This is a genomic window from Clostridium sp. CAG:221 (assembly GCA_000435835.1).
Classification (GTDB): Bacteria; Bacillota; Clostridia; order Clostridiales; family Clostridiaceae; genus Clostridium.
The window spans coordinates 55,221-61,838 of record FR883421.1 but is presented as its reverse complement, the minus strand read 5'-3'; the positions used below and the strand labels follow the sequence as shown (position 1 = coordinate 61,838).

Below are 6,618 nucleotides of genomic sequence, written 5' to 3'. Positions count from 1 at the left end.
TTGTATTATTTTTTTATTTTCAAAGACAAATACAGTAGCTTCAGTTACTTCACCTGTAACATCAATAGTTTTTACTTCTTCTATAATTGCATACCCTTCTGGAGCTTTAGTTTCAGTAATAGTATATTTCCCTAATGGAAGCTTTACTAATGCAAGTCCATTTTCATCAGTAACAACTGTTACTGTATATCCTTTGTCTATTGAAGTTATAGTAAACTCTGCCCCTTGCAGAAGTTTTTCATTATTATCAGAATCAACCTTTTTAATAACTATTTCTGATACTGCTTCTGTAGTAAAGCTAATGGATTTTGATATATTAGTATTACCTTCATGTATACCAATTAAACTTTGAGATGCATTTCTTCCTCCTTCTGGATCATAAAAATAAACATCTCTTCCTAAATCTTGAGTAGCGTTAACTGTTAAATTTACTGTTGTTTTACTAGGTAAATTCTTAACTATAATATGAGTATACCCATTTTCATCTACACCAGCTTCTTCTATTGTAGCTCCATATTGTACTACTAAATCCCCTTCAAATGAATAATCACCACTTACTGTAGTTCCATCAACATTTTTACCTGTTACTTTATATGCAAAATCAACATCATAGCTTTCCCCATTAAATATAGCTGATGGTTCTAAAAAATTAATTTCAGCTATTGTTGTGATTTGTTCAGCTGCAGGAAGGCTTATTAATTGATTATATAAGTTTTTCACATTTTCATTGCTTCCATTTACTAAATCACCTTGATATGAATTGGCATAATTCCATATAGCAAATTGAATTGCATCAATGGCTTCTCCTTTTGTTAATGTTGGAATATTAAATGTTTCTTGCATATACTCTAAGCTTTGAAATGGATATGCATTTCTTACTATAGCCCTTATTTGTTTTGCATCACTTTCACTATAGTAATCTGAATCTTCCACATTAACTCTAGAGTAATCATGATTTTTTTGTATACGTGTATCTTTATCTACGCAATAAGCATAGTAAATTTCACCACTTTCATCTTTTAATTTAAAAATTACAGCTTTTTTACTATCCCCAAACTCATAATTATCTACATACTTATAATCATAACTTTCATTTTCAGCTGCACTTATAGAATGTATATTTATCCCCATTATCATTAAAAATACAGCAATAATCGATAGTATCTTATATACTATTTTATTTTTATTTTTCTTCCCTTCTTTTCTCACAATTCCCTCCTAAATAACTTATAAATTTTTACATTAAATTAAATATATATATATAACCCCAATATATACCAATTACATATTTATTATAATTCTTATTTGCTAATAATGATAGATTTATTTGTTAATTTTTTATATTTAACCATAAAAAAGGAAAACCCCTAATTAATAGGAGTTTTCCTCTTTTCATTATTTATATTGCTTCCTCGGCATCTAATTGTGCTTTACCTGTGTAAAGTTGATAATATCTTCCACCAACTTCAAGAAGCTCATCATGATTTCCTCTTTCAATAATTTGGCCTTGTTCAAGTACCATTATTGCTTGAGAATTTTTAATAGTTGAAAGTCTGTGTGCTATAACAAATACAGTTCTGCCTTCCATTAGCTTATCCATACCTTCTGCAATAAGCTTTTCTGTTCTTGTATCAATTGAGCTAGTAGCTTCATCCATAATAAGTACTGGTGGATTTGCTACTGCTGCTCTAGCAATATTTAATAATTGTCTTTGACCTTGAGATAATCCTTCTCCATCACCAGTTAATACTGTGTCATATCCATGTGGTAAATGCTTGATGAATGAATGAGCATTGGCAAGCTTAGCTGCCGCAATTACTTCTTCATCTGTTGCATCTAAATTACCATATCTGATATTATCAGCTATTGTACCTGTAAATAGGTGAGTATCTTGTAATATTACCCCTAAAGACTTTCTTAAATCTTCCTTCTTTATATCCTTAATATCTATTCCATCATAAGTGATTTTACCACTGTTGATTTCGTAGAATCTATTTATTAAGTTTGTTATTGTTGTTTTACCTGCTCCTGTTGAACCAACAAAAGCAATCTTTTGACCTGGCTTAGCAAAAAGATTAATATCTTTTAATACTATTTTTTCTTCATTATATCCAAAGATAACATCCTTAAATCTAACATCACCAGTAAGTAATTTAAGACTTCCATCTTGTAACTTCCAAGCCCAGTGTCCTGTATTCTTTGTAGTTTCTTTTAATGTGTTATCTGCTACTATTTCAACTCTAGCAAGAGTAACTTGTCCATTATCAACTTCCACTTCTTCATCAAGAGCTGTAAATATTCTTTCAGCACCAGCTAGGGCAGCTAATATCATATTTACTTGTTGTGAAACTTGAGCTATTGGATTTGATACTTGCTTTGTATATTGAAGGAATGATACTAATGAACCTAAGTCAAATCTTCCTGCAATAGTTAATAAACCACCAATACAGCATGTAACGGCATAATTCATATGAGACATATTACCAAGCATAGGCATCATATATCCTGCAAAAGTTTGTGCTCCTGTAGATGCTTTTCTTAAGTCTTCATTATGCTTTTTGAAATCTTCGATGGCTTTATCTTCATGGCAGAATACCTTGATAACTTTTTGCCCTTCAATCATTTCTTCAATATAGCCATTTAACTTACCCATATTTTTTTGTTGCATTCCAAAGTAATATTTACTCTTAGAACCTATATTTTTAATTATAAATATCATCAATGCTAAGAATGATACTGTTATTAAACTTAATACTGGGCTTAATACAACCATCATAACAATCATACCAATAAATGAAAGTGATGATGACATAATATTAGCAACACTGTTATTTAAGGCTTCACCAATATTATCAATATCATTTGTGTAAAGACTCATTAAATCACCATGAGTATTTCTGTCAAAATACTTAATAGGAAGATCTTGCATTTTATTAAATAAATCTCTTCTTATATCTCTAATGGTATTTTGAGAAACATGTACCATAATTCTTGCATAACCATAAGCTGAAAGAGCTCCAGCTAAGAATATACTTCCCAGTACCATAAGCATCTTTGCAAGTCCAGCAAAATCTCCTGGAAGTATATAATTATTAACTAACGGCTTTAAGAAATATGAACCTGCTACCATAGCAAATGAGTTAAATACTACAAGCACTAATACTATAGCTAAAAATACTTTATATTTACCAAGGTATCTTAATAAAGTACCTAATGTCTTTTTCATATTCTTAGGCTTAGGTCCACCACTTGGCATTTTCTTTCCACCTGGACCTTTTCCCATTGGAGGCATTTTATCCTTACTCACGTAACCCCACCCCTTCCTGTTGAGATTTGTATACATCTTTATAAATTTCGCATCTTTCCATTAATTCATCATGCGTACCAATATCATTGATTTTTCCGTCATCCATTACAATGATCTTGTCAGCTTCACAAACTGAATTAACTCTTTGAGCAATTATTATCTTAGTAGTATTTTTTAAGTCTTCAGCAAAGGCTTTTCTAATCTTAGCATCTGTTGCAGTATCTACGGCACTTGTACTATCATCAAGGATAATTACCTTTGGTTCCTTAAGAATAGCTCTAGCTATACAAAGTCTTTGTTTTTGACCTCCAGAAACATTTACTCCGCCTTGCTCAATATGCATATCATATCTTCCTGGTAATCTATCTATAAATTCATCAACACAAGATGATGATGCTGCTGCTTCAATTTGTGCTTCTGTTGCTTCAGCATTACCCCATCTTAAATTTTCAGCAATTGTTCCACTAAATAGTGTATTCTTTTGCAGTACCATGGCAACAGAGTTTCTTAATGCTTCTATGTTATATTCTTTAACATTTCTACCACCAACAAATACTTCACCATTAGTTGCATCATACAATCTTGGTATAAGCTGCACTAAGCTTGTCTTACCAGAACCTGTGCTTCCAATAATACCTACTGTTTCCCCAGCTTTAATTTTTATGTTGATATTTTCAAGATTGTTTTCTTCACTATCATCTTCATATTTGAAGTTAACATTTCTAAATTCAATTTCTCCATCTTTAACTTCCATAACTGCATTAGCTGGATCAACTATATCTGGTTCTTCTTCTAATACTTCTAAAATACGTGAAGCAGATGCTACTGATCTTGATATCATCATAAGAACCATAGAAATCATCATTAGAGCCATTAGAATTTGGAATGAATATGTCATGAAACTTGTTAACTTACCAACAGTTAATGTTCCTGCATAAACCATATTTCCACCAAACCATAGTATTCCTATTACACTTGAGAATACAACAAACTGCATGATTGGCATATTTAAAACAACTAGTCCAAAAGCTCTTGTAGATGCATTTACTAAATCATCATTACTAGCTTTAAACTTTTCTTTTTCCTTAGCTTGTCTAACGAATGACTTAACTACTCTTATACCAATTAAGTTTTCCTGTACTACTGTATTGATATTATCAATTTTCTTTTGCATAATATCAAATCTTGGTTTAACAGCCTTAATTATAAGTCCTATGGATATTACTAAGACAGGAATTGATACTAAGAATATCATTGCTAGCTTAGGACTTATTGTTATTGCTAAAACACATGCACATATAAGCATCATAGGTGCTCTAACTAATAATTTTATTCCCATTGTCATTGAGTTTTGTATCATTGTTATATCCGTAGTTAAACGAGTAATCAATGATGAAGTGCTGAATTTTTCAATATTTTTAAATGAATAGCTTTGAATCTTAATATATTCAGCTTCTCTAAGCTCTGCTCCAAAACCTTGCCCTGCTATGGCTGCAAATTTTGATAATGAAAGACCAAAGCTTAATGATATCATTGCCATACAAACCATTAATAATCCCATTTTAATGGTATAGGCAGTATCACCTGCTGCTATTCCTACGTCTACTATTTTAGCCATTACTAATGGTATTAAAAGCTCAAAGATAACTTCTAAAGCAGCGCAGGCAACCCCTAAAAATAAATACTTCTTATATTTTTTCATATAAGGGGATAACTTCTTTATCATTTTCTTCACCTCTTTAAATAAATTCTGTAAGTACATAGTTAGCTATGTATAATATTAAAATTAAAGAGGATTACTCCTCTAAATTTTTCAATGCTCTATATAATAGTCCTTTCAGTATTACTTGCTCTTCTTCAGTCATATTCTTTATAATCTTTGCTTCAACACTAAGTATACCTTGATGAAAACATTTATGTAATACATTATGTGCTTCTTCTGTAACATGTAAACACTTGCACCTAGCATCTCCAGCATTTGCACATCTTACTATCATATTTTTTTCTTCTAATCTCTTTATTATGCCTGTAACAGTAGGATTAGTCAGCTTTAAATGCTTCTCAACATCTTTTTGAAATATATCTCTCTTATTTTCATTTTTAAAAACATATACTAATACTTCATGCTGTGCTGCTGTTAAATTAAACTTCATAAGATTCCTATTAACTTCATTAGTTATAGCATTATTAAGAAACTTAACTAAAAGCCCCACATGAGCATCTGGCCCAAATTTTTTCATCACTTTTCCTCCTGCAGATTACATAGCATACTATGTATTATATAACAATAAAAACTTAAACACAATAAAAACTTAAGCACAATATTAAATTAATTATGAATTATGAATTATGAGTTATGAATTGTGGAGGAAAATCCTAAGGGATTTTCTTAAAAAATAAATAAAATTAAAGGAACTCCCTAAGGAGTTCCATCATTCATTCTGCATTCTTCATTCTTAATTCTTCATTAAAATAAAGTAGGAGTAGCCTGTCCATTTATCAAGCTAAACCTACTTCCCTTATAATATATGTATTTATAATATTTTAAAATATTACTTAGCGTTTTTAACTTCTTCACTCTTTACTGGCTGAACAACTGGATTGTTGATTCCAACTATTTTCATGATAGCTTCAGATCTTTCTTTAGTTGAACCAGTAATTACTGAATACTTAACATTTTCAGCATCTAAGAATCCTAAGATAGCTTTATCTACTGCCTTAGCAACTTCTTCATCTTGCCATCTAACTCCATCTTTCTTATAACCAAATTCTCTTGGTACAAAGAATATGTAATCATATTGAGGTAAATCTCTTATTGCTAAACTATATAAGTCATTTAAAATTTCGATTTCTTTTTTGCTTCTTTTCTTATCTCCAAGCATTAATCTTCCATATATATATGGAACGAAAGTTGCATAATCTGTAATAGCGTATTGGTGACAATCTAAACTCTTTTCTAAATGTAATTGTCCTAAATATATTCCATATTGCTCAGAAATACTTTCTATCATACCTTTATCTCTTAAGTAATCTGTACTATACTCTGTAGCAACACCTACATCTAAATCTCTAATTTTTAAATCTACATATAATTGTTGTATTAAAGTTGTCTTACCACATCTAGGTCCCCCTAGAATTGCAATTCTTGTCGGCATTGGTAACCCTCCAAATATTTCTATTAAATATCTACTTTTCATTCGTACTTTCAAAGGAGTTTTTATTGTATCATTTTTTATATATTTTTTCAAGTGATTTAAAATTTAAAGATTTTTCCTAGTTAAATTATTGAAAAATTCCATATAAGATAAGTG

General features: G+C 30.3%; 5 protein-coding genes. All 5 read right to left on the bottom strand.

What is annotated here, in order from left to right:
- A partial coding sequence (locus Q5O44_RS12195; RefSeq protein WP_302637994.1) for a SpaA isopeptide-forming pilin-related protein occupies positions 1 to 1,209 on the bottom strand: 1,209 nt, incomplete at its 3' end.
- A 190-nt stretch (positions 1,210 to 1,399) separates the two neighbouring features.
- The gene (locus tag Q5O44_RS12190; protein WP_370545576.1) at positions 1,400 to 3,292 is read right to left on the bottom strand and encodes an ABC transporter ATP-binding protein; all 1,893 of its coding nucleotides are present in this window, start codon (positions 3,290 to 3,292) and stop codon (positions 1,400 to 1,402) included.
- A 7-nt stretch (positions 3,293 to 3,299) separates the two neighbouring features.
- On the bottom strand, positions 3,300 to 5,033 hold the full coding sequence (locus Q5O44_RS12185; RefSeq protein ID WP_022168706.1) for an ABC transporter ATP-binding protein: 1,734 nt from the start codon (positions 5,031 to 5,033) through the stop codon (positions 3,300 to 3,302).
- A gap of 70 nt (positions 5,034 to 5,103) precedes the next feature.
- Positions 5,104 to 5,547, bottom strand: a complete 444-nt coding sequence (locus Q5O44_RS12180; RefSeq protein ID WP_022168705.1) for a MarR family winged helix-turn-helix transcriptional regulator — start codon at positions 5,545 to 5,547, stop codon at positions 5,104 to 5,106.
- 312 nt (positions 5,548 to 5,859) lie between these two features.
- Complete coding sequence (locus Q5O44_RS12175; RefSeq protein WP_022168704.1) at positions 5,860 to 6,462, bottom strand: ATP-binding protein; 603 nt, start codon at positions 6,460 to 6,462, stop codon at positions 5,860 to 5,862.
- Between the last annotated feature and the right edge of the window lie 156 nt (positions 6,463 to 6,618).